This is a genomic window from Shinella yambaruensis, assembly GCF_050859155.1.
Lineage (GTDB): Bacteria > Pseudomonadota > Alphaproteobacteria > Rhizobiales > Rhizobiaceae > Shinella > Shinella yambaruensis.
Window position 1 is genome coordinate 725,202 of the sequence record NZ_CP150639.1, and the last position, 19,250, is coordinate 744,451.

18 protein-coding genes are annotated in these 19,250 nt (G+C 66.5%); 10 read left to right on the top strand and 8 right to left on the bottom strand.

Annotated elements, in window-relative coordinates; translation table 11 throughout:
- Nucleotides 1–60 precede the first annotated feature (60 nt).
- The 4 genes from WMC41_RS25770 (at nt 61) to WMC41_RS25785 (ending at nt 5,104) form a co-directional block, all read left to right on the top strand.
- Nucleotides 61–1,242 carry a serine hydrolase domain-containing protein gene (locus WMC41_RS25770; protein ID WP_432348811.1) on the top strand — a complete coding sequence of 394 codons (1,182 nt, stop codon included), beginning with the start codon at nt 61–63 and terminating at the stop codon, nt 1,240–1,242.
- Nucleotides 1,243–1,262: 20 nt separating this feature from the next.
- The gene (locus tag WMC41_RS25775; RefSeq protein WP_432348813.1) at nt 1,263–2,933 is read left to right on the top strand and encodes an amidohydrolase; all 1,671 of its coding nucleotides are present in this window, start codon (nt 1,263–1,265) and stop codon (nt 2,931–2,933) included.
- A 927-nt stretch (nt 2,934–3,860) separates the two neighbouring features.
- A complete protein-coding gene (locus WMC41_RS25780) occupies nt 3,861–4,787 on the top strand; it encodes an IS110 family transposase (RefSeq protein WP_432348815.1) in 927 nt (308 codons plus the stop codon).
- A 32-nt stretch (nt 4,788–4,819) separates the two neighbouring features.
- A complete protein-coding gene (locus WMC41_RS25785; RefSeq protein ID WP_244766116.1) occupies nt 4,820–5,104 on the top strand; it encodes a GIY-YIG nuclease family protein in 285 nt (94 codons plus the stop codon).
- Nucleotides 5,105–5,269: 165 nt separating this feature from the next.
- Here WMC41_RS25785 and WMC41_RS25790 read toward each other — a convergent pair whose 3' ends face one another.
- The 6 genes from WMC41_RS25790 to speB form a co-directional block, all read right to left on the bottom strand.
- Complete coding sequence (locus tag WMC41_RS25790) at nt 5,270–6,052, bottom strand: carbon-nitrogen hydrolase family protein (RefSeq protein ID WP_432348817.1); 783 nt, start codon at nt 6,050–6,052, stop codon at nt 5,270–5,272.
- Nucleotides 6,053–6,116: 64 nt separating this feature from the next.
- Entirely contained in the window at nt 6,117–6,914 is a 798-nt protein-coding gene (locus tag WMC41_RS25795) for an ABC transporter permease (protein ID WP_432348819.1), read from the bottom strand.
- Nucleotides 6,911–7,765 carry an ABC transporter permease gene (locus WMC41_RS25800; protein ID WP_244766119.1) on the bottom strand — a complete coding sequence of 285 codons (855 nt, stop codon included), beginning with the start codon at nt 7,763–7,765 and terminating at the stop codon, nt 6,911–6,913. The genes WMC41_RS25795 and WMC41_RS25800 overlap by 4 nt, the downstream gene beginning before the upstream one ends.
- Nucleotides 7,762–8,796 carry an ABC transporter ATP-binding protein gene (locus WMC41_RS25805; RefSeq protein WP_432348821.1) on the bottom strand — a complete coding sequence of 345 codons (1,035 nt, stop codon included), beginning with the start codon at nt 8,794–8,796 and terminating at the stop codon, nt 7,762–7,764. Before WMC41_RS25805 ends, WMC41_RS25800 begins: the two co-directional genes overlap by 4 nt.
- Before the next feature lie 78 nt (nt 8,797–8,874).
- A complete protein-coding gene (locus WMC41_RS25810) occupies nt 8,875–9,963 on the bottom strand; it encodes an ABC transporter substrate-binding protein (RefSeq protein ID WP_432349349.1) in 1,089 nt (362 codons plus the stop codon).
- 68 nt (nt 9,964–10,031) lie between these two features.
- The gene (gene speB, locus WMC41_RS25815; RefSeq protein WP_244766121.1) at nt 10,032–11,084 is read right to left on the bottom strand and encodes an agmatinase; all 1,053 of its coding nucleotides are present in this window, start codon (nt 11,082–11,084) and stop codon (nt 10,032–10,034) included.
- Nucleotides 11,085–11,268: 184 nt separating this feature from the next.
- Between speB and WMC41_RS25820 the strand changes: the two genes are divergently transcribed.
- The 5 genes from WMC41_RS25820 (at nt 11,269) to cueR (ending at nt 16,776) form a co-directional block, all read left to right on the top strand.
- The gene (locus WMC41_RS25820; RefSeq protein ID WP_244766122.1) at nt 11,269–12,285 is read left to right on the top strand and encodes a LysR substrate-binding domain-containing protein; all 1,017 of its coding nucleotides are present in this window, start codon (nt 11,269–11,271) and stop codon (nt 12,283–12,285) included.
- A gap of 16 nt (nt 12,286–12,301) precedes the next feature.
- Nucleotides 12,302–13,474 carry an aminotransferase gene (locus WMC41_RS25825; RefSeq protein ID WP_432348823.1) on the top strand — a complete coding sequence of 391 codons (1,173 nt, stop codon included), beginning with the start codon at nt 12,302–12,304 and terminating at the stop codon, nt 13,472–13,474.
- A gap of 115 nt (nt 13,475–13,589) precedes the next feature.
- Entirely contained in the window at nt 13,590–13,805 is a 216-nt protein-coding gene (locus WMC41_RS25830; protein WP_288078973.1) for a heavy-metal-associated domain-containing protein, read from the top strand.
- Nucleotides 13,806–13,879: 74 nt separating this feature from the next.
- Complete coding sequence (locus WMC41_RS25835) at nt 13,880–16,369, top strand: heavy metal translocating P-type ATPase (protein WP_432348826.1); 2,490 nt, start codon at nt 13,880–13,882, stop codon at nt 16,367–16,369.
- Nucleotides 16,366–16,776, top strand: a complete 411-nt coding sequence (gene cueR / locus WMC41_RS25840; protein ID WP_432348828.1) for a Cu(I)-responsive transcriptional regulator — start codon at nt 16,366–16,368, stop codon at nt 16,774–16,776. The genes WMC41_RS25835 and cueR overlap by 4 nt, the downstream gene beginning before the upstream one ends.
- A 1-nt stretch (nt 16,777) precedes the next feature.
- Here cueR and WMC41_RS25845 read toward each other — a convergent pair whose 3' ends face one another.
- Both WMC41_RS25845 and WMC41_RS25850 read right to left on the bottom strand, forming a co-directional pair.
- Nucleotides 16,778–17,170, bottom strand: coding sequence for a nuclear transport factor 2 family protein (locus WMC41_RS25845; protein ID WP_432348830.1), 393 nt, complete (start codon nt 17,168–17,170; stop codon nt 16,778–16,780).
- Between the two features lie 19 nt (nt 17,171–17,189).
- Nucleotides 17,190–17,816 carry a TetR/AcrR family transcriptional regulator gene (locus WMC41_RS25850; RefSeq protein ID WP_244766130.1) on the bottom strand — a complete coding sequence of 209 codons (627 nt, stop codon included), beginning with the start codon at nt 17,814–17,816 and terminating at the stop codon, nt 17,190–17,192.
- Nucleotides 17,817–17,945: 129 nt separating this feature from the next.
- Between WMC41_RS25850 and WMC41_RS25855 the strand changes: the two genes are divergently transcribed.
- Nucleotides 17,946–19,022, top strand: coding sequence for an extracellular solute-binding protein (locus WMC41_RS25855; RefSeq protein ID WP_432348832.1), 1,077 nt, complete (start codon nt 17,946–17,948; stop codon nt 19,020–19,022).
- Nucleotides 19,023–19,250 lie beyond the last annotated feature (228 nt).

Sequence of the window (19,250 nt, forward strand, 5' to 3'; positions counted from 1 at the left end):
AACGAGGACGGCCGTACGCGGGAGGGCCTGGCGCCTTCCCGCGCTTCGGTCGGATATGCCATGATCAAGACGTTCAAGGACAGGCACGGCTTTGCCCGTGCGGATATCACGCTCGCCAACTGGCGCACCGCGCCCTATAGCCGCTGGACCTTCCAGAATGTCCGCGATCTCGTGCCGACGGCGGTGATCGCGGCCGAGGTGCCGGCCGCCGAAGTGCCGCTCGCCAGCGACGCCTTTCTCGATGCGGCGATGGAGACCGGCCTTGCAGGCGCCGCGAGCGCCCGCGCCTTCCTCGACTTTGCCCATACCGACGCCTTCGTGATGATGCGCCGGGGTGAGGTCGTCGCGGAATATTATGCCCCGCATGCCGACCCGGATGCGCCGCATCTCGTCTTCTCCATCTCGAAGTCGCTGACGGCCGTCGTCTCCGGCATCCTGGAGGCCGAGGGGCTGATCGATCCCGACCGCCCGGTGACGGATTATCTGCCGGAGGCCAAGGGCAGCGTCTACGGCGACTGCACCTATCGCGACGTGCTCGACATGCGCGTCAGCCTCGATTTCGAGGAAGCCTATCTCGACCCGCACGGCGCCTTCGCGCGCTATCGCCGCGCCATGCTGTGGAACCCGCCGGAACCGGACATTGCGCCGGAGACGCTCGCTTCTTTCCTCATCACCCTGCAGAAGGCCGAGCGGCCGCATGGCGGGCCGTTCTACTATGCCTCGCCGAATGCCGACCTGCTCGGCGTCGTCATCGAACGCGTCACGGGCGCGCGTTTTTCCGACCTCGCCTCCGATCTCCTCTGGAAGCCGATGGGTGCGAAGGGCAATGCCGAAATCACGGTGGACGCGATCGGCACGCCGCGCACCGCGGGCGGTGTCTCCATGACGGCGCGCGACCTTGCCCGCCTCGGCGAACTGCTGCGGAACCACGGCGTGCGCAACGGCCGGCAGATCGTGCCGGAAGGCTGGATCCGCGACATGCAGGAGAACGGCGACCGGGAAGCCTGGCGAGAGGGCCGCAATGTCGACCTGCCGAACGGGCGCTACCGCAGCCAATGGTACCAGTCGGGCGAGGCCGACGGCGCCTTCTGCGCGATCGGCATCCATGGCCAGTGGCTCTATGTCGATCCGAGCACAGAGACCGTCATCGTCAAGCTCTCCTCCCAGCCGGAACCGCTGGGCGACGAGGAGAACCAGGACATCTTCACCTTCTTCCGGGCGCTCTGCCGCCGGGCAATCTGAACGCGATTCGAGGACACGCCATGCAGACGGAAGCGAGCTTCATCATCCGCAACGCGCGGGTGCTGACGATGGACGCGGCGAACCCGCGGGCGAACGCGGTTGCCATTGCCGGAAACCGCATCCTGGCCGTCGGCCCGGAAGCCGAGATCGACGCCTTTTCCGGACCCGACACCCATGTGATCGACGCCGGGGGCGGCACGGTGCTGCCCGGCTTCAACGAAGCGCATATGCACATCTTCGGCGGTTCGGCCGAGCTCAGCGAACTGTCGCTGGCCGGCGTCAAGGGGTTCGACGCGCTGGAGAAGGCGGTGAAGGCCTATGCGGCCGAATATCCGGAGCGCCGGCTCCTCATCGCGCAGCAGGCCGATTACACGATCCTGTCCGACGACGAGCGCATGACGCGCCATCATCTCGACCGCATCCTGCCGGATCGGGCGCTGCTGATCGTCGCGCCCGACCACCACACGGCCTGGGCCAACACGACGGCCCTCACGATGGGCGGCATCCTGGAGGGCCGGGATGTCGGCGTCGGCAACGAGATCGTCATGGGCGAGGACGGCCTTGCGAGCGGGGAGCTGCGCGAGAGCAACGCCATCCGCCCCATTTCCGCCTTCGGCGAAACCGGCGGGCGGGAAATGCTCGGCGTCGGTACCGGCGGCGACCCGGAGCACGTGACGGCGGAAGAGCGTGCGGGCGACATCGAGGTCATCAAGCGGGGCCTTGCCTATGTCGCCTCGCTCGGCATCACCTCGCTGCAGAACATGGACGGCAGCCTCTACCAGCTCGAAATGCTCGACGAGATCGAGCGCACGGTGGGCCTGCCGGTGCGCGTGCGCATGCCCTTCCACATGAAGAACTTCATGCCGCTCTCGGACCTCGAGACGAAGGCCGCCGCCTGGCGCGAGCGTTTCAACACGGACCGCCTGCGCTGCGATTTCGTCAAGCTCTTCATGGACGGCGTGACGGAATCGGGCACCGCCGTCTTCATCGACGACTATGCGCACCAGCCGGGCTGGAAGGGCGAGCCGCTGTTCTCGCAGGACCATTTCGACAGCATCGCCATCGCCGCCGACAGGCTCGGCCTGCCGGTCGCGGTGCACGCCATCGGCGACGGCGCCGTGCGCATGGTGCTGAACGGCTACGAGGCCGCCATCAAGGCGAACGGCAAGCGCGACAGCCGCAACCGCATCGAGCATATCGAGGTCGTGCATCCCGACGATATTCCCCGCTTCAAGGAACTGGGCACCGTCGCCTCGATGCAGCCGACCCATCCGCCGGGCAGCGCCGACCTGCCGGTCGAGCCCTACCTCTCCTATATCGGCGAGGACCGCTGGCCCCATGCCTTTGCCTGGCGCACGCTGGTCGATGCCGGGGCTGAGATCGTCTTCGCCACGGACTGGCCGGTCTCCCCGCTCGATCCGATGCACTGCATCGAATGCGCCATGACGCGCGGCCTGTGGAAGGAGGGCCTGAAGGACCAGCGGCTTTCGCTTGCCGAGACGCTGGCCGCCTATACCAAGAACGGTGCCTGGGTCGAGTTCATGGAAGACCGCAAGGGCATGTTGAAGCCGGGGTATCTCGCGGATATCGTCGTGCTGTCCGGCAATGTCGAGGCCGCGGACCATGCGAACCTCGCCGCGATCCGGCCCGTCACGACTATGTGCGACGGCCGCATCACCTATCAGGCCTGAAGGTGGTCGGGCCGAGGCCGCGATAAGGGCAACAGAGCAACCCACGCGGCGGAATTTCCGCCCGTGGCTTTGTCAAGGAGCATTCGGACGGGGCGCTGGAGGCTGCCTCGACTGAATGTTTGTATGCGGCACCGTCCAGCGCCCCGTTCGGCGGTTTTTGCCCGCGACTTCGGCCTCTCTGCGATGGCGGGGTGCGTGGGAACGGTGGCGCGCCCTTCCGAAGAAGGGGTCATGCACGCCCTCAGGATCACGGTGCCGCAGCCACGACTGCCGGTCGGCACCGTCTTCCACTGCGCCATGCGAGCGGGGAAGCCCCGGACGCCGCATGGTGCAGCCGCCATGTTGTGTGCCACACAGGCACGCCCGGCGACGTGATCGGGGCAAAACGGCGGTCCGGTCCGACGCCCCGCCATTTCCCCCGTTTCGCCGGAGGGAGACCATTTTCCGCGCGCCCGGTGCGTCAAGGTTTGCGTCGCCCCCTCACGCCCCGCGCCGACCCCGCCTCGCCGCAACGCCTTACGGTGTATCCGCGGCGGGATGGGAGGATTGTAGGCACGGGGTTGAGGGGTGGGGAAAATGCGGGGCGTGTTTTTTGGCGGCGAGGACGTGCCGTGGGGCGTGGGTCCTCGGGTCAAGCCCGAGGATGACGGAGAGGAGGAGAGGTTGCCAGCCCCTTGGCCGGTGCGGCATCCGGCTCCCTTGCTTCAGCCCTAATCCCCTCTCTTCTTTCGTCATCCTCGGGCCTGACCCGAGGATCCTGTGTGTTTGGTCTGATGTAAGATGGTTGCGGGAAGGAGGCCGAGAGGATCCAGGCCGCCGTTTGTGACGGCAGGCCGCGGCGTGGCTTGGTCCCTTCCCGCTTCGCCCATCAACCTGAACAGTTGCACGGGGCTGTCGCCACAGACCCCGCACACAGGAGCAGGCGCCATGACGATACACCATACCTTCATCGGCTGCGACATCGGCAAGGACATGATCGACATCTTCGATCCGAGAACGGCCAGGTTCTGCCGCATTCCCAACGAGCAGACCGCGCTGTCCGCTTTTGCCCGTGGCCTCGACCCGGCCACCGACCTGGTCGTCTTCGAGGCGACAGGTCATTGCGACCGGCTGCTGCGCCTGTGTCTTTCGCAGGCCGGCATCGCCTTTGCCCGCGTCAACCCGAAGACGGCCCGGCGCTTTGCCGAAGCGCGGGGACGGCTGGCCAAGACCGACCGCATCGATGCCCGCTCGCTTTGCGAGATGGGAACCATGTTCGGCCTGACGGCCGAGGCGCCGCCTTGCCCGGTGCGCGAACGGCTGGCGGCCCTTGCCCGCCGCCGGGACCAGCTCGTCGATGCCCGTGCAACCGAGCGCCGGCATCTTTGCGATGCCTTCGATCCCGCCGTCCGCGCCGACATCGAGGCCATGATCGCCATCCTCGGCGAGAGGATCGCCTCGATCCAGGCTGCGATCGACGAGCAGATGAAGAATGGACATCTCGCTCAGCAGGCGCACCGCCTTACCTCCGCGCCCGGCGTGGGCAAGGTGACAGCCTTGACCCTGCTGGCCCATATGCCCGAACTCGGCAGCCTTTCGCCCAAAACAGCCGCAAGCCTTGCCGGCCTTGCCCCCTTCAATGACGATTCCGGCAGGAGAAACGGCCGACGCCGCATCAAGGGCGGCAGGCCAAGGGTGCGAAAGGCCCTCTACATGGCGGCCCTCGGCGCCATCAAGGCCTCAGCGCGCCTGCGCGCCTTCCATCAGGCCGTCTCAGCCAGAACAGGCTCCGCAAAGGCCGGCATCATCGCCGTCGCAAGAAAGCTCATCACGATCCTCAATGCTATGCAGCGCGACAAAACCAACTTCGCTTGAACACAGTTGCCATAATCGCCGACATTTCCCGTATGACGGGATATGTCTATATCGTCACCAACCAAAGGAACGGCACGCTCTATATCGGCGTGACGGCCGACCTTGAACGGCGCATTCATGAACACCGGGAGAAGGTCACGCCTGGATTCTCCTCGAAATATGATTGCGTTCGCCTGGTCTGGTATGAAGAGCATGACAGCATCGGCACGGCCATTCAGCGGGAGAAATCGCTGAAACGCTGGTATCGGCAATGGAAAGTCGAATTGATCGAGGCGATGAATCCGGATTGGCGGGATTTGTACCTGGAACTTTGGTGAAGGCGTGCCGTGAAGGTGGATCCTCGGGTCGAGCCCGAGGATGACAACAAAAGAGAGGTTTGAGGCTGAAACGAGGGTGCCGAATGCCGCGCCATCAATGGCTGGGGCAACCTCTCCTCACCACCGTCATCCTCGGGCTTGACCCGAGGATCCACTCGGGCACCGTCAACCCTGCCGGGCGAGATCCACGAGATAGGTGTTTTCCGACCGCGACTTCGCGTAATCCTCGGGGCGGATTTCCGCGAAGAGCAGGGTTTCGCCCTCTGCCGAAGCTTCGGCGAGCAGCTTGCCGTCGGGCGCCGCGATGCGCGACAGGCCGGCATAGGTGAAACGGTCGTCGGCGCCGCAATGGTTGATATAGGCGACGAAGACCTGGTTCTCGAAGGCGCGCACCTGGATCATGTGGCTGGCGATGAAGGTGCCGGACGAGCCCTTCGGCAGCGCCGTGGGCACGATGACGAGATCGGCGCCGGCCAGCGCGAGCCGCCGCACGTTCTCGGGAAACTCGACGTCGTAGCAGATCAGCATGCCGAGCCGGATGCCGCCGAGCTCCACCATGACGGAGGCCGGCGCGGCCGGGCGGAAGACGCCGCGTTCGTACTCGCCATAGAGATGGGACTTGCGATAGACGGCATTGGTGCCGATGCCATCGGTGAAGAGCGCGCTGTTGTAGACATGCGCTCCTTCCTGTTCGGCAAAGCCCGTGACGATGGCCAGCCCGTTGTCCCGCGCGATGGCGCCGAGCCGCCTCGCCACGTCGCCCGTCGCAGGCGATGCCAGCCGGGCGAAGGCCGTCTCCCCTGCCCCGTAGCCGGTGACGGCGAGCTCCGGCACGACGAGCAGCTTGGCGCCACCCGCCGCCGCATCCGCGGCCGCCGCCGCGATGCGCTCGATATTGGCCTCGCTGTCGCCGGCAATGGCGTGCATCTGAAGGGCGGCGATCCGCATGCGGGCTCCTGTCTGGTTCTGTGCCGTTCCGCTCGGCTATAGTACACCTTCGCCGGACCGGCTGCTAATCTCGTGTCGACATGGCGCCGAGCAGCTTCGGCAGGTCGCCGAAGCGCGCGACGAGGCCGAAGATGGTGGCGGCGATCGCGACGAAGAGGATCGTGACCGAGGCCATGGTCGGCGTATAGCCGTAGCGCAAGGCGTTGAAGATCTTGATCGGCAGCGTCTCCATCGTGAAGCCGATCGTCATGTAGGCAACGATATATTCGTTGAGCGACAGGACGAAGGCGAAGGCATAGCCGGAGATCAGATAGGGCAGGATCAGCGGCAGGACCACCGTGCGGAAGATCGTACGGTCGTCGGCGCCCATCGTGGCGGCCGCTTCCACCAGCGAGCGGTCGATGGAGGAGAAGCCGAGCGACAGCGTCACCAGCGGCAGCGTCACGAAGAAGATCGCATGGCTGATCACCGCGGTCGCCGGCTGGCCGTAGAACCCGGTCGTCGCCCAGAAGGTGAGCAGGCCGAGCGCCGTGATGACCGGCGGTAGCGTGAAGGGCGCGATGCCGAGCAGCTGGAAGATGTTCGCCCAGGGGGCATGGTGCCGCCAGAGGAACCAGGCGAGCGGCAGGGCGATGAGAAGCGCCACCGCCGCCGAGAGGGCGGCCAGCGTGATCGAGGCGAAGAGGGCGCTGCGCCATTCGCTGTTGGTGAAGATCTCGCCGTACCAGCCGAGCGAAAAGCCCTGCGGCGGGAAGGCCAGCGTCTGCTTCTCGTTGACCGAGACGCCGGCGACCACGATGATCGGCAGCGAGAGGAAGAGGCCGACGAGGCCGAAATAGACCTTCTGCAGCAGCGCGTTCATGCGGCTTCTCCCTTGCGGCCGGCATAGACCGTGAGTGCGACGAGGCCGAGCGTGACGAGCACCAGGAATACGGCCATGGCGGCGGCGAACGGCATGTTCGACTGGTAGATCGCCTGGTCGGTGATGAGCACCGAGAGGGTCCAGTGCTGCGGCCGGCCGAGGATCTGCGGCAGCAGGTAGGAGCCGAGCGCGAAGATGAAGACCATGATCAGCGTGGCGACGATGGTGTTGCGCAATGCCGGCACGACGACGGTGAAGAAGGATTTCATCGGCGAGGCGCCGAGCGTGCGCGCCGCCTCCGTCAGGGTCGGGTCAAGACGGACGAGGGCGGGATAGAGCACCAGCACCGTATAGGGCAGCGCCTGGTAGACCATGGCGGTCAGCACCGCGCCGAAGCTCGGATTGAGCGCCACCGCCTCGTTCATGATGCCGAGCATGACGAGGAGATTGGTAATGCCGGCGGTGCGCGAGAACAGCGTCGACCAGGCAAAGCCGATGATGACTTCCGACAGCGACAGGATGGACAGCAGCGCCACCAGCCAGAGCACCTGGGTCTTCCGCTTGGCGCGCGAGAGGAGATAGGTGAAGGGCACGGCGAGCACGACGCAGCAGATGGCGACCATCACCGCCAGGAACAGCGAGAAGCCGAGCACCTTGCCGAAGAACAGGCTCAGGAAGCGGGCATAGTTGTCGAAGACGAAATCGGGCGAATAGAAGCCCGCCGGATCGCGGCGGAAGAAGGAGACGGCGATCATCGTCGCGAAGGGCACGACGAAGAAGACGATCAGCATGCCCGCGGGGAAGAATAGCGGGCCGTAGTCGGAGAACTTCTGCGGGGCCTCGCGTCTCATGACTTCAGCACCACGCAATCGGCCGGGTTGAGCTTCAGGCCGACGGTCTGGCCGACGGCGACGTCCGGCCGGGCATTCGGCATGGAGACGGCGACGACCTGCTTGCCAGCGGCTTCCACGAAGGTCTCGATCGTGCCGCCGAGATCGCGCACGAAGGTGACGGTGCCGGAGATCGGCGCATTGCCGGGCGCGGTGAGGTGCACGTCCTCCGGGCGCACCGAGAGGATGCCGGATTCAAGGCCCGCCGGGATGGCAAGACCGGGGATCGAGGCGCCGAGCACGCTGGCGCCGGTGCCATCCGCGGAAAAATCGATGAGGTTCGTCATGCCGATGAAATCGGCGACGAAGGTGTCGGCCGGACGGCGGTAGATCTCCACCGGCGGGGCGGCCTGGCGGATCTCGCCGCCGTTCATCACGACGACCGTGTCGGCCATGGTCATCGCCTCGCGCTGGTCGTGGGTGACGACGATGGTGGTGATGCCGAGGCGCTGCTGGAGCTGGCGCAGCTCCACCTGCATGGCCTCGCGCAGCTTGGCGTCGAGCGCGGAAAGCGGTTCGTCGAGCAGGAAGAGTTTCGGCGAGATGGCGAGCGCGCGGGCGATGGCGACGCGCTGGCGCTGGCCGCCGGAGAGCTTCGCGACCGGGCGGTCGGCGTAGCCCGCAAGGTGGATCATCGCGAGCAGCTCGTCGACGCGCTTCTTCTGCGCCTCCTTGCCGATGCCGCGGATGCGCAGCGAATAGGCGATGTTCTCGCCGACCGTCAGGTGCGGGAAGAGCGCCAGCGACTGGAAGACCATGCCGAGATCGCGCTTGTGGGTGGGAACATTGGTGATGTCCTTGCCGTCGAGCCTGATCGCGCCGCTGGTCGGAAGGTCGAGGCCGGCGACCATGCGCATCAAGGTCGTCTTGCCGCAGCCGGAAGGGCCGAGGAGGCAGACGAAGGTGCCGTGCGGCACGGTCAGCTCTACATTCTTGACGGCGGTGAAGGTGCCGAACTGCTTGACGATATTCTGGAGGGTCAATCCGGACATTGGGGCTCCGCTCGGCTTACGGTTTGGGGCCGGCCGGCCGATGTTTCAGCCGGCCGGTCGAATTGTGGACGGCGCGGCTCAGCCGGCGATCATCTCCGTCCACTTCTGGTTCAGCCAGTCGGACTTGGATGTGTAGAGGTCGTAGCGCGGGATGATCGGCTCGATGTCCGAGGAAACCGCGGCGAACTCCTCGGCCGTCAGGTCGAGCAGGTCGCGCTTGACGGTCGGGGCGGTGCCGACCTTGCGCGACAGCAGCGACTGGATCTGCGGCTGGCACATGTAGTTGATGAAGGTGTGGGCTTCCTCGACCTTTTCCGAGGCGCGCGACAGCGCCCAGCAGCCGGAATCCATGATGCCGCCTTCCTGCGGGAAGGTGGAGCGGACCGGCTGGCCATCGGCGGCGGCAAGGCCCGTCACGTCGTGGTAATACTGGCCCATCGGGATTTCGCCCGACTTCAGCGACTGCTCGAACTGTGCCTCGTCGCGATACCACAGGCGCACGTTCGGCTTGACCTCGGCGAGCTTCTCGAAGGCCTTGACGAGGCCCTCCTCGGTGTCGAGCGCGTTGGTGCCGCCGAAATGGGTCTTGGCCGTCACTTCGAGCAGGAAGGAGTTGGAGACGAGCGCGAGCAGGCCGAGCTTGTCGGCGTTCGCCGGATCCCACAGCGCGTTCCAGGAGGTCGGGGCTTCCTTGTAGACGTCCGTGTTGGTGACGAGCGTGATGTACCACGCGACGGCGCCGATGCCGGCGACGCGGCCATCCGGATACTTGTTGACGAAATGGTCGATGAGGTTCGTCGCGTTCGGGATCTTGGCCGTGTCGAGGGCGGCCCAGAGCTCGGTCGACTGGCCCTTCAGCATGGCGACCTGCGACATCATCGAGACGTCGGCCGGTGCCTGGCCCGCCTTGGCGGCCTGCTCGAGCTGCACGAGCCAGGCCTCGCCGGTCGGCTCGGCGACCGATTCGATGGCGATGCCCGTTTCCTTGGTGAAATCGGCGAAGATGTTCTTGTCGAAGGAATCCTTGAAGTAGCCGCCGTAGACGCCGACCTTCAGCGACTTGTCCTGGGCGCGCAGCACGGCCGGCATGGCGAGCAGCGAGGCGCCGGCGACGCCGGCGCCCAGCACCGCGCGGCGGCTGACATTGGTCTTGAGGATGTCACGCATCGTCATCTTTCTCCTGTTTGGCCGGCCGATCGATCCGGCCGGTGCGTTCCCGTTGTTGCTATTGTATGTCAGGCGGTCCGGGCCACGGAAGGGCTGAAAACCATCAGGCTCAGAATTTCGAACAGCACCTGCGCGCCGGCATGGGCGGTGTTGGTCGTCGCGTCGTATTGCGGGGCGACCTCCACGACGTCGCCGCCGACGAGGTTGATGCCCTTGAGGCCGCGGATCAGCTCCAGCACCTCGCGGCTCGTCAGGCCGCCGATCTCCGGCGTGCCCGTGCCGGGCGCAAAGCTCGGGTCGAGGCTGTCGATGTCGAAGGAGAGATAGGTCGGCCCGTCGCCGACGATTTCCTTCGCCTTCTCGATGATGGCCGGGATGCCGAGGCCGCTCACCTCTTCGGCATGGATGACGGTCATGCCGGATTCGTAGGAGAACTCCCAGAGATATTCCGACGAGCCGCGGATGCCGATCTGGATCGTGCGCGTCGGGTCGAGCACGCCGTCGAGCACGGCGTTGCGGAACGGGCCGCCATGGTGGAACTTCGTCTGGTCGAAGGCGCCGCCCGTGTCGCAATGGGCGTCGATATGGATCATGCCGACCGGCTGCTTCTTCCCGACGGCCTTCATGATCGGATGGGTGATCGAGTGGTCGCCGCCGACGGCGAGCGGGATCACGCCGGCATCGACGATCTGGTTGAAGCGCTTCTCGATGTCGTCATGGCTGAGTTCGAGGCGGTAGCGGCTCTGGAAGGGTACGTCGCCGATATCGGCCACGCGCAGTTCCTGCACCGGGGCGCAGTCGAGGACGTGGTTGTAGGGGCCGATGCGCTCGATGGCGCGCATGGCGCGCGGCCCGAAGCGCGAGCCGGGGCGGTTGGTGACGCCGAGATCCATCGGCACGCCGGTGATGGCGACCTGGAGGTTGCCGAAATCCGGGTTCTCCGCATCGACCGGCATGTAGGGCGCGGAGAGGAAGGTCGGCACGCCGGCATAGGGCGCAAGGCGCGAACCGCTCTTGGTGAAGATCTTGTCGGCAACCTTGCGGAAGGCGGGGTCGAACAGTTCGCCGCCGTGGCTTGCGCCATATTTTGCCTTGAGTTCGTCGAGTTTGCTGTCGGCCATGGTCTCTACCTCACCTTTCGGAAATGCGGGCAGACCGGGGGGCCGGAGCAGATGCGAGCCAAGTGATGTTCCCCCGGGGCTTTGCCCTCGTTCTTCATAGTATCGTAACAAAACGACTGGAAAAGCAATTGACATTGTTATAGCAGTTTGCGTGAGAAAAACTCACATACCGGAACCGCTCCTCATGGCCTCGCGCCTGCCGCCGCTCAATCCGCTCCGCGCCTTCGAGGCGACCGCCCGCCGGGGCGCGGTTTCGGCTGCCGCGCGGGAACTGAACGTCACCCATGGCGCGGTCAGCCACCAGATCCGGGCGCTGGAGGATTCGCTCGGCACCGCGCTTTTCGAGCGCGGCGGCAAGCGGCTGAAGCTGACGCCGCAGGGGGCGCTGCTGCTGCCGGCCGTCACCAACGCCTTCGGCGAGATCGCCGCGGCAACAGCCCTGATGAAGCAGCCGGAAACCTGCGGCGACCTCACCGTCACCTGCGTGCCGGCCTTGCTTTCGCTCTGGCTCATCCCGCGCCTCAACACCTTCACCGACCAGTTTCCCGGCGTGCGCGTCACGCTGATCGCCTCCAACGATCCGGACAATCTGCGTTCGCTCGATACGGATGTCAGCGTGCTTTACGGCGACGGCAACTGGCCGGACTGCTGGACACGGCTCTGGTCGCACCTCAAGCTCTTTCCCATCGCCAGCCCCACCCTGCTCAACAGCCGGCCGTTGCGCTCGGTGCGCGACCTTTCCGACCACACGCTGTTCCACGGCGACGACGGGCGCGAATGGAGCACCTGGCTGGCGGCGGCGGATGCGGTCGACGTGGTGCGCGGGCGCCAGCATTTCATGAGCGATGCCCGCCTTTCCACCGAGGCGGCGCTGCACGGCCAGGGCGTTGCCCTCGGCGACACGATCACCGCCAGCAACCTGATCGCCCGCGGCGAACTCGTCGTGCCCTTCGACCTGACGGTGCCGGCGAACGACGCCTTCTATGTCGCCTGCCGGCAGTCGGTGCGCCAGGCGCCGATCGTCAAGGTGTTCATCGACTGGCTCTTCGCCTCGCTCGAGGAGAGCCTGCCCGAGCCGCAGACCTCCGCCCGCATGATCCTGCGCGGCCGTGGCGGCCGCGCGGCGGACCTCCATCACCCGATCGCGGCTCCGGCCAAGCGCCGCCCCGCCTCCAACCCCCAGCGCAAGACCCGCGCCTGACCTCTACGGAAAGACCATGCCCCGCTTCAACCCGCTCGTCGAAACCCTCGCCGCCCCGCCGATCCCGTCCGTCTTCGCCTGGGGCAATGCCTATGACGGCCGCAGCGGCCCGATGATCGACCTGTCGCAGGCCGTGCCCGGCTATCCGCCGCATCCCGACATGCTGCGCCTGCTCGGGGAATATGCCGCCTCGCGCGCCTATACGGGCTATGGGCCGATCGAGGGCGAGGACAGCCTGCGGAACGCCTATGCGCAGCATGTGGCGGAAACCTACGGCGCCGCGATCACCGCCGGCAACATCCATGTCACCGCCGGCTGCAACCAGGCCTTCATCTGTGCGGCCATGGCGATCGCCGGCGCGGGCGATGCCGTGCTGATGACCGATCCCTACTATTTCAACCAGGAAACGACGCTCGCCATGCTGGGCATCAAGACCCGGTTTGCCGCCTGCGATCCCGCCAACGGGTTCCTGCCGGATGTCGAGGCGCTGGCTTCCGCCATCACGCTGGACGTGCGCGCTGTCGCGCTCGTCTCGCCGAACAACCCGACCGGCGCGGTCTATCCGGCGGACCTGCTGGCGAAGATCTATGACCTCTGTGCCGCGCGCGGCATCTGGCTCATCCTCGACGAGACCTATCGCGACTTCCTGCCGTTGGGCGCCGGGCGGCCGCACGACCTGTTCGACCGGCCGGGCTGGGAAGACACGCTGATCGGCCTCTACAGCTTCTCGAAATCCTTCTGCATTCCCGGCCATCGCCTCGGTGCGATCACGGCGGGTGCCGGCGTGGTCGAGCAGGTGGCGAAGATCATGGACAACCTGCAGATCTGCCCGCCGCGCTCCGCCCAAGCCGCCGTCGCCACGGCCCTGCCGCTTCTGGCAGGCTGGCGCGAGGAGAACCGCCGGGAAATCGCCCGGCGGGTCGAGGGGCTGCTTTCCACGATGGCCGCGGTCCCGGCCTGGCGCGTCGGCGCGGTCGGCGCCTATTTCGCCTTCATCGGCCATCCCTTCGGCGATACGCCTTCCGCCGGCGTGGCGGAGAAGCTTGCCAAGGAGGCCGGCATCCTCTGCCTGCCCGGAAGCTATTTCGGCGCGGGGCAGGACGGATATCTCCGCTTCGCCTTCGCCAATGCGGATGTGGCGACGATCGCCTTGCTGAAGGACCGCCTGGCGCGATTCGCCCTGGATTGAAGGAGCGGCCCGCTCTTTCGCCCCTTTAAGGTTGAGCACCGCCCGCAAAAAAATGCGGCTTGACCTTGCCATGTGGGAACGTCCCAGCATGCGAAGGCAAATCGGGAGACCCTTCATGAATGACGATACCCCCCTCGCCTTCACCGTTTCGGATATGACCTGCGGTCACTGCGTCCGGACGATCACCGGCGCTGTCCTTGCAGCCTATCCGGCCGCCAAGGTCGAGATCGACCTCGGTGCAAGGCGCGTTTCGGTGGAAAATGCCGGCGACCGCGCTGCCGTCGCCGCCCTCATCGCGGCGGAAGGCTATTCGCCGGTCGATGCCGCCTGAGCGACAAAAAGCCGCTTGACCTTGACATGATGGGAAGGTGCACGATCTGTCCGACATAGGATGAAAGGTGCACCATGCTCACCACGACGGAGCCGGCAGACCGGCAGACGATCAAGCTTTCCATCTCGGACATGACGTGCGCGTCCTGCGTGCGCCGGGTCGAAAAGGCCATCGAGAAGGTGCCGGGCGTGTCCGGCGCCGCCGTCAACCTTGCGACGGAGAAGGCCGACGTGACCTTCACCGGCCCGCCGGATGCGGCCGCGGTGGCCGAGGCGGTGCGCAAGGCGGGATACGGCGTTTCGGAAGAGGTGCTGGAATTCCCCGTCGAGGGCATGACCTGCGCCTCCTGCATCGGCCGGGTGGAACAGGCGCTGAAGGCTGTCCCGGGCGTCCTCGAGGCGACGGCGAACCTTGCGCAGGAGCGCGTCCGCGTCCGGTTCCTCAAGGGGGCCGTCTCCTTCGAGGACCTTGCCGCCGCCATCGACCGGGCGGGCTACAAGGCGGTGCGCGAAACGGCCGAAACGCCCGCGGAGGAAGACCGCCGGGCCGCCGAGGCGAAAATCCTGCGGCGCGACCTCGTGATCGCCGCGGTCCTGACGGCGCCGCTCTTCGTCATGGAGATGGGCGCACACGCCATCCCCGCCTTCGGCCACACCATCCACGAAACGCTCGGCATGCAGACGAGCCGCGTCATCCAGTTCGTGCTGGCGACGCTGGTGCTTGCCGGGCCGGGGCTGCGCTTCTTCCGCAAGGGCATTCCGAGCCTCCTGCGCCTGGCGCCGGACATGAACTCGCTCGTCGTCATCGGCACCGCCGCCGCCTGGAGCTTTTCCACCGTCGCGACCTTCGCCCCCGGCCTCCTGCCGGGCGGCACGGCCAATGTCTATTTCGAGGCCGCCGCCGTCATCGTGACCCTCATCCTCGCCGGCCGCTATCTGGAAGCGCGGGCCAAGGGGCGCACGGGCGAGGCCATCCGGCACCTTGCCGGGCTGCGCGCCACGTCGGCGCGCGTGCTGCGCGACGGCAAGGCCGAGGACGTGCCGCTGGGGGACGTCGTTCCCGGCGATATCGTGCTGGTGCGGCCGGGCGAGAAGGTGCCGGTCGACGGCGAGGTGACGGAGGGGCTGTCCTATATCGACGAATCCATGATCACCGGCGAGCCGATGCCCGTCGCCCGCACGACCGGCGACACGGTGACCGGCGGCACGGTCAACACGACCGGTTCGCTGACCTTCCGCGCCACCCGCGTCGGTGCCGATACGGTGCTCTCGCAGATCATCCGCATGGTCGAGGATGCGCAAGCGGCGAAACTGCCGATCCAGGCGCTCGTCGACCGCGTGACGCAATGGTTCGTGCCGGCCGTCATGGCCATCGCGCTCCTGACCTTCGGCCTCTGGCTCGCCCTCGGCCCGAGCCCCGTTCTCGCCCATGCGCTGGTCAATGCCGTCGCTGTTCTGATCATCGCCTGCCCCTGCGCCATGGGGCTCGCGACGCCGACCTCCATCATCACCGGCACGGGACGTGCCGCCGAACTCGGCGTGCTCTTCCGGCAGGGCACGGCCTTGCAGACGCTCGAAGGCACGGACATCGTCGCCGTCGACAAGACCGGCACGCTGACGCTCGGCCATCCGACGCTGACGGAGATCGTGCCGGCGGACGGGTTCGTCCGCGAGGAGGTGCTGGCCCTGGTCGCGGCCGCGGAGGTGCATTCGGAGCATCCCATCGCCGCGGCCATCCATGAGGGGGCGATGGTCGAGGGCATCGACCTTGCGGCGGCCAGCGGCTTCGTGGCGATTTCCGGCCAGGGCATCTCCGCCACGGTCTCCGGCCGCACGGTGGAGGCGGGCTCCGTCGGCTTCATGCGCTCGCTCGGGCTCGACGTCGCCCCCTTCGCCGCCCATGCCGAGCGGCTGGCCGCCGACGGCGCCTCGCCGCTCTACGCCGCCATCGACGGCAGGCTGGCCGCCCTTTTCGCCGTCACCGACCCGGTCAAGCCGACGACGAAGGAGGCGATCGCCGCGCTGAAGCAGCTCGGCATCGAGGTGGCGATGATCACCGGCGACAACCGCCGCACCGCCGAGGCGGTGGCGGAGAAGCTCGGCATCGACCGGGTGATGGCCGAGGTGCTGCCGGACGGCAAGGTGGCCGCCGTGCGCGCGCTTTCGGCCGACGGCGGCAGGAAGGTCGCCTTCGTCGGCGACGGCATCAACGACGCGCCGGCCCTTGCCGCGGCCGACACGGGCATCGCGATCGGCACGGGCACGGATGTCGCCATCGAAAGCGCCGACGTGGTGCTGATGGCCGGCGACATGCGCGGGGTGGCGGCGGGCATTGCGATCTCGCGGGCGACGATGCGCAACATCCGCGAAAACCTGTTCTGGGCCTTCGGCTACAATGTCGCGCTCATTCCGGTCGCCGCGGGCCTGCTCTATCCGGCCTTCGGCATCCAGCTTTCGCCGGCGCTCGCCGCCGGCGCCATGGCGCTTTCCAGCGTGTTCGTCGTCTCGAATGCGCTGCGGCTGAAGCGCTTCCGTCCCGCGTTCGGCAAGGGAGATCGCGCATGAACATCGGCGAAGCGGCGGAGGCGACGGGCGTCACCGCCAAGATGATCCGGCACTACGAGCAGATCGGCCTCATCCGCGCCGCCGGCCGCACGGGCTCCGGCTACCGCGTCTATGGCCCGAAGGACCTCTCGACGCTCTCCTTCATCCGCCGGGCGCGCGACCTCGGCTTCTCCATCGCCCAGATCAGCGACCTCCTGGCGCTCTGGCAGGACCGCGCGCGCGCCTCCGGCGACGTCAAGCGCATCGCCAGCGAGCATGTCGCGGAAATGAAGGAAAAGATGCGCCTGCTGCAGGAGATGGTGCACACGCTGGAACACCTTTCCGCCCATTGCCACGGCGACGACCGGCCGGACTGCCCGATCCTCGAACAGCTTGCGACCGGCATGGCCGAGGAGAAATGTTGCTGATTCAGGCCACGGGCGACAGGTGCTCGTGGACGGCGAGCCAGCGGCCGGAGGGGTCGCGGGAGAAGACGATGGTCTCGCGCTCGTTGTTCGTCACCGTCTCGCCGCCGATGGAAAGGTCGGTCTCGACGGCGTGGGTGAAGATCGCAGCGTTGCCGGCGAACTGCACGTTGCGATCCGTCGAGCGGCAGGCGAGCACGCGGAAACCGTCGCGCTCCTCCCACAGCGTCCATTCGGCTTCGTAGGCGGCGCGGCTTTCGAGGCGGCGGTCGAGGTTATAGAAGAGGAAGCTTGCCTCCTCGGCGAAGGCGGCGAAATAGGCCGTGCGGTCATGCCGCGCGAAGGCGGCGACCAGCGCGTCGGCGGCGGCGAGGACGGCGGATTGCGGTTCGGTCATGCGGGAGGCTTCCTGTCGCTCAGACGATCTTGATGCTGCTGATGAGGGCGGCGATGGGCTCGTGCTGGGCGTTGACGCGCGCCTTCAGCTCTTCCAGCGGCATGGCGTCCACCTTGCAGAACTCGATGAACATCATGTTGAGATTGTTGAAGAACACCTCGCCCATCGCCTTGGCGTCGACGCCGGCCTGGACGACGCCCCGCGCCTGCAATGTCTCCACCAGGCGGATGACCTGCGCGCAGAGCTGGCCGTCGAGCTCGGTATAGCGCCGGGAGAGCGGCGTGTCGGGCTGCTGGATGGAGATCGCCATGGCGGTGCGCCACATCTCCTTGGAGAGATAGTAGAGCGAATGGTCGTAATACTGCTCGATCAGCGTGCGCAGCGCTTCGGCCACGTTCAGCGGCGGGTTGGCGACGATGCGCGCGCCGCCCTCCAGCACCTCCGTCACCTCCATGGCGACGGTGGCGACGAGGATGTCACCCTTGTTCTGGTAATAGTTGTAGAGCGTGCCGACGGAGACCTCCGCCATCTCGGCGATGTCCTCGATGCGCGCGCTGTCATAGCCCTCGCGGCGGAACAGCGTCGTCGCGGCTTCGAGGATGCGGCGTGTCCTGTCCGCCTTCTGTTTCGCGCGCAATCCGGCCATGGAACCTCCGTTGGAATCTCCTCAAAAATGAGATTGACTTAAAAAATGAACTCGTTCAATCTTTTTCTCAAGGCACCGCCAATGAGTGTCATCCGCCAGGCCGAAAGCCTGCAGCCAGAGGGAAAGACGATGAAGACAACCGTTTCGGGCGGGCTCGTCCGCCGCATGCTCCTTGCCACCGCCGCCGCCGTCACGCTGTCGCCGGCCGGCGCCCTGGCGCAGGACGAGCTGAACGCGCTCGTCTGGTGCGACCACACCGATCCCGCGCTGGTCGAGCCGTTCGAGAAGGCCAACAACGTCAAGGTCAATCTCAAGGAATACGAGGGCACGGGCGCGGCGATCTCGATCATCGAGCAGTCCCGCCCGGGCGACTGGGACGTGCTGGTCATCGACGCCGTCGACGTGCCGCGCGCCATCGACATGGAGATCCTCGGCGAGATGCCGGCCGGTGAGTTGCCGCTCGGCGACCTCTTTCCGGAAGTGCGCATGGAGGAGACGACCACCAAGGACGGCAAGGTCTACGCCGTCACGGAAAAGTTCGGCTACAACACGATCTCCTACGACAAGACGAAGGTCGATCCCGCCGACATGGACGATATCTCGGTCATCTGGTCGGACAAGTACAAGGGCCGCATCGCGCTCTATGACTATTACCTGCCGATGGTCGGCCTCACCGGCGTCGGCATCGGCAAGAAGACAGCGGACCTGACGCAGGACGACCTGCCGTCGATCAAGGAAAAGCTGTTCGAGATGAAGAAGGTCGCCCGCCAGGTGAGCGACGTCGTCGCCTCGCAGACGGCGCTGGCGACCGGCGAAGTGGACATCGTCGTCGGGGGCGGCGAATGGCTGACGGCCGGCCTTTCGGCGGAAAAGCCGAACCTCGACTGGACGATCCCGAAGCAGGGCGCGCTGCGCTGGGCGCAGTCGATCGGCGTCTTCAAGGATTCCGAGAAGCAGGATCTCGCGCTGAAATTCGTGCAGTACATCGTCAGCCCCGAGGGGCAGGCCCGTCTTGCCACCTCCTCCTGCTACTGGGCGATGCCGGCGAACGCCAAGGCGGGCGAGCATTTGAACGACCAGCAGAAGACGGCGCTGCGCTGGGACAGGCAGGCGGACTACCTGAAGAACTCGCAGCTCTATCCGGTGGCGGACGCCGACATGGATGCGGCGATGCAGGATGTCTGGACGGAGATGCTGCAGCAGTAAGGGCTTGATGGAGCGCAGTCGTCCGCGCCCTTTGGGCGATTGCATCAGGTTCGCCCCTCACCCTAACCCTCTCCCCGCAAGCGGGGAGAGGGGACATGCCCCACGAACCGGTCATTGGTTGAGGAAGCCAGCGAAGCATATCCCCTTCGCCCCGCTTGCGGGGAGAAGGTGCCGGCAGGCGGATGAGGGGCAGGCAACGAGCGCCTCGCCCAATATCGAGCGCCTCGC

Excerpts from the sequence above, each read along its gene's own strand:
- WMC41_RS25825 (WP_432348823.1), top strand. The coding sequence starts at position 12,302 with ATGCCCCGCTTCAACCCGCTCGTCGAAACCCTCGCCGCCCCGCCGATC.
- WMC41_RS25800 (WP_244766119.1), bottom strand. The coding sequence starts at position 7,765 with ATGAGACGCGAGGCCCCGCAGAAGTTCTCCGACTACGGCCCGCTATTC.
- cueR (WP_432348828.1), top strand. The coding sequence starts at position 16,366 with ATGAACATCGGCGAAGCGGCGGAGGCGACGGGCGTCACCGCCAAGATG.
- WMC41_RS25850 (WP_244766130.1), bottom strand. The coding sequence starts at position 17,816 with ATGGCCGGATTGCGCGCGAAACAGAAGGCGGACAGGACACGCCGCATC.
- WMC41_RS25770 (WP_432348811.1), top strand. The coding sequence starts at position 61 with ATGATCAAGACGTTCAAGGACAGGCACGGCTTTGCCCGTGCGGATATC.
- WMC41_RS25775 (WP_432348813.1), top strand. The coding sequence starts at position 1,263 with ATGCAGACGGAAGCGAGCTTCATCATCCGCAACGCGCGGGTGCTGACG.
- WMC41_RS25810 (WP_432349349.1), bottom strand. The coding sequence starts at position 9,963 with ATGCGTGACATCCTCAAGACCAATGTCAGCCGCCGCGCGGTGCTGGGC.
- WMC41_RS25780 (WP_432348815.1), top strand. The coding sequence starts at position 3,861 with ATGACGATACACCATACCTTCATCGGCTGCGACATCGGCAAGGACATG.
- WMC41_RS25805 (WP_432348821.1), bottom strand. The coding sequence starts at position 8,796 with ATGTCCGGATTGACCCTCCAGAATATCGTCAAGCAGTTCGGCACCTTC.
- WMC41_RS25785 (WP_244766116.1), top strand. The coding sequence starts at position 4,820 with ATGACGGGATATGTCTATATCGTCACCAACCAAAGGAACGGCACGCTC.
- WMC41_RS25845 (WP_432348830.1), bottom strand. The coding sequence starts at position 17,170 with ATGACCGAACCGCAATCCGCCGTCCTCGCCGCCGCCGACGCGCTGGTC.
- WMC41_RS25855 (WP_432348832.1), top strand. The coding sequence starts at position 17,946 with ATGAAGACAACCGTTTCGGGCGGGCTCGTCCGCCGCATGCTCCTTGCC.
- speB (WP_244766121.1), bottom strand. The coding sequence starts at position 11,084 with ATGGCCGACAGCAAACTCGACGAACTCAAGGCAAAATATGGCGCAAGC.
- WMC41_RS25790 (WP_432348817.1), bottom strand. The coding sequence starts at position 6,052 with ATGCGGATCGCCGCCCTTCAGATGCACGCCATTGCCGGCGACAGCGAG.
- WMC41_RS25795 (WP_432348819.1), bottom strand. The coding sequence starts at position 6,914 with ATGAACGCGCTGCTGCAGAAGGTCTATTTCGGCCTCGTCGGCCTCTTC.
- WMC41_RS25830 (WP_288078973.1), top strand. The coding sequence starts at position 13,590 with ATGAATGACGATACCCCCCTCGCCTTCACCGTTTCGGATATGACCTGC.
- WMC41_RS25835 (WP_432348826.1), top strand. The coding sequence starts at position 13,880 with ATGCTCACCACGACGGAGCCGGCAGACCGGCAGACGATCAAGCTTTCC.
- WMC41_RS25820 (WP_244766122.1), top strand. The coding sequence starts at position 11,269 with ATGGCCTCGCGCCTGCCGCCGCTCAATCCGCTCCGCGCCTTCGAGGCG.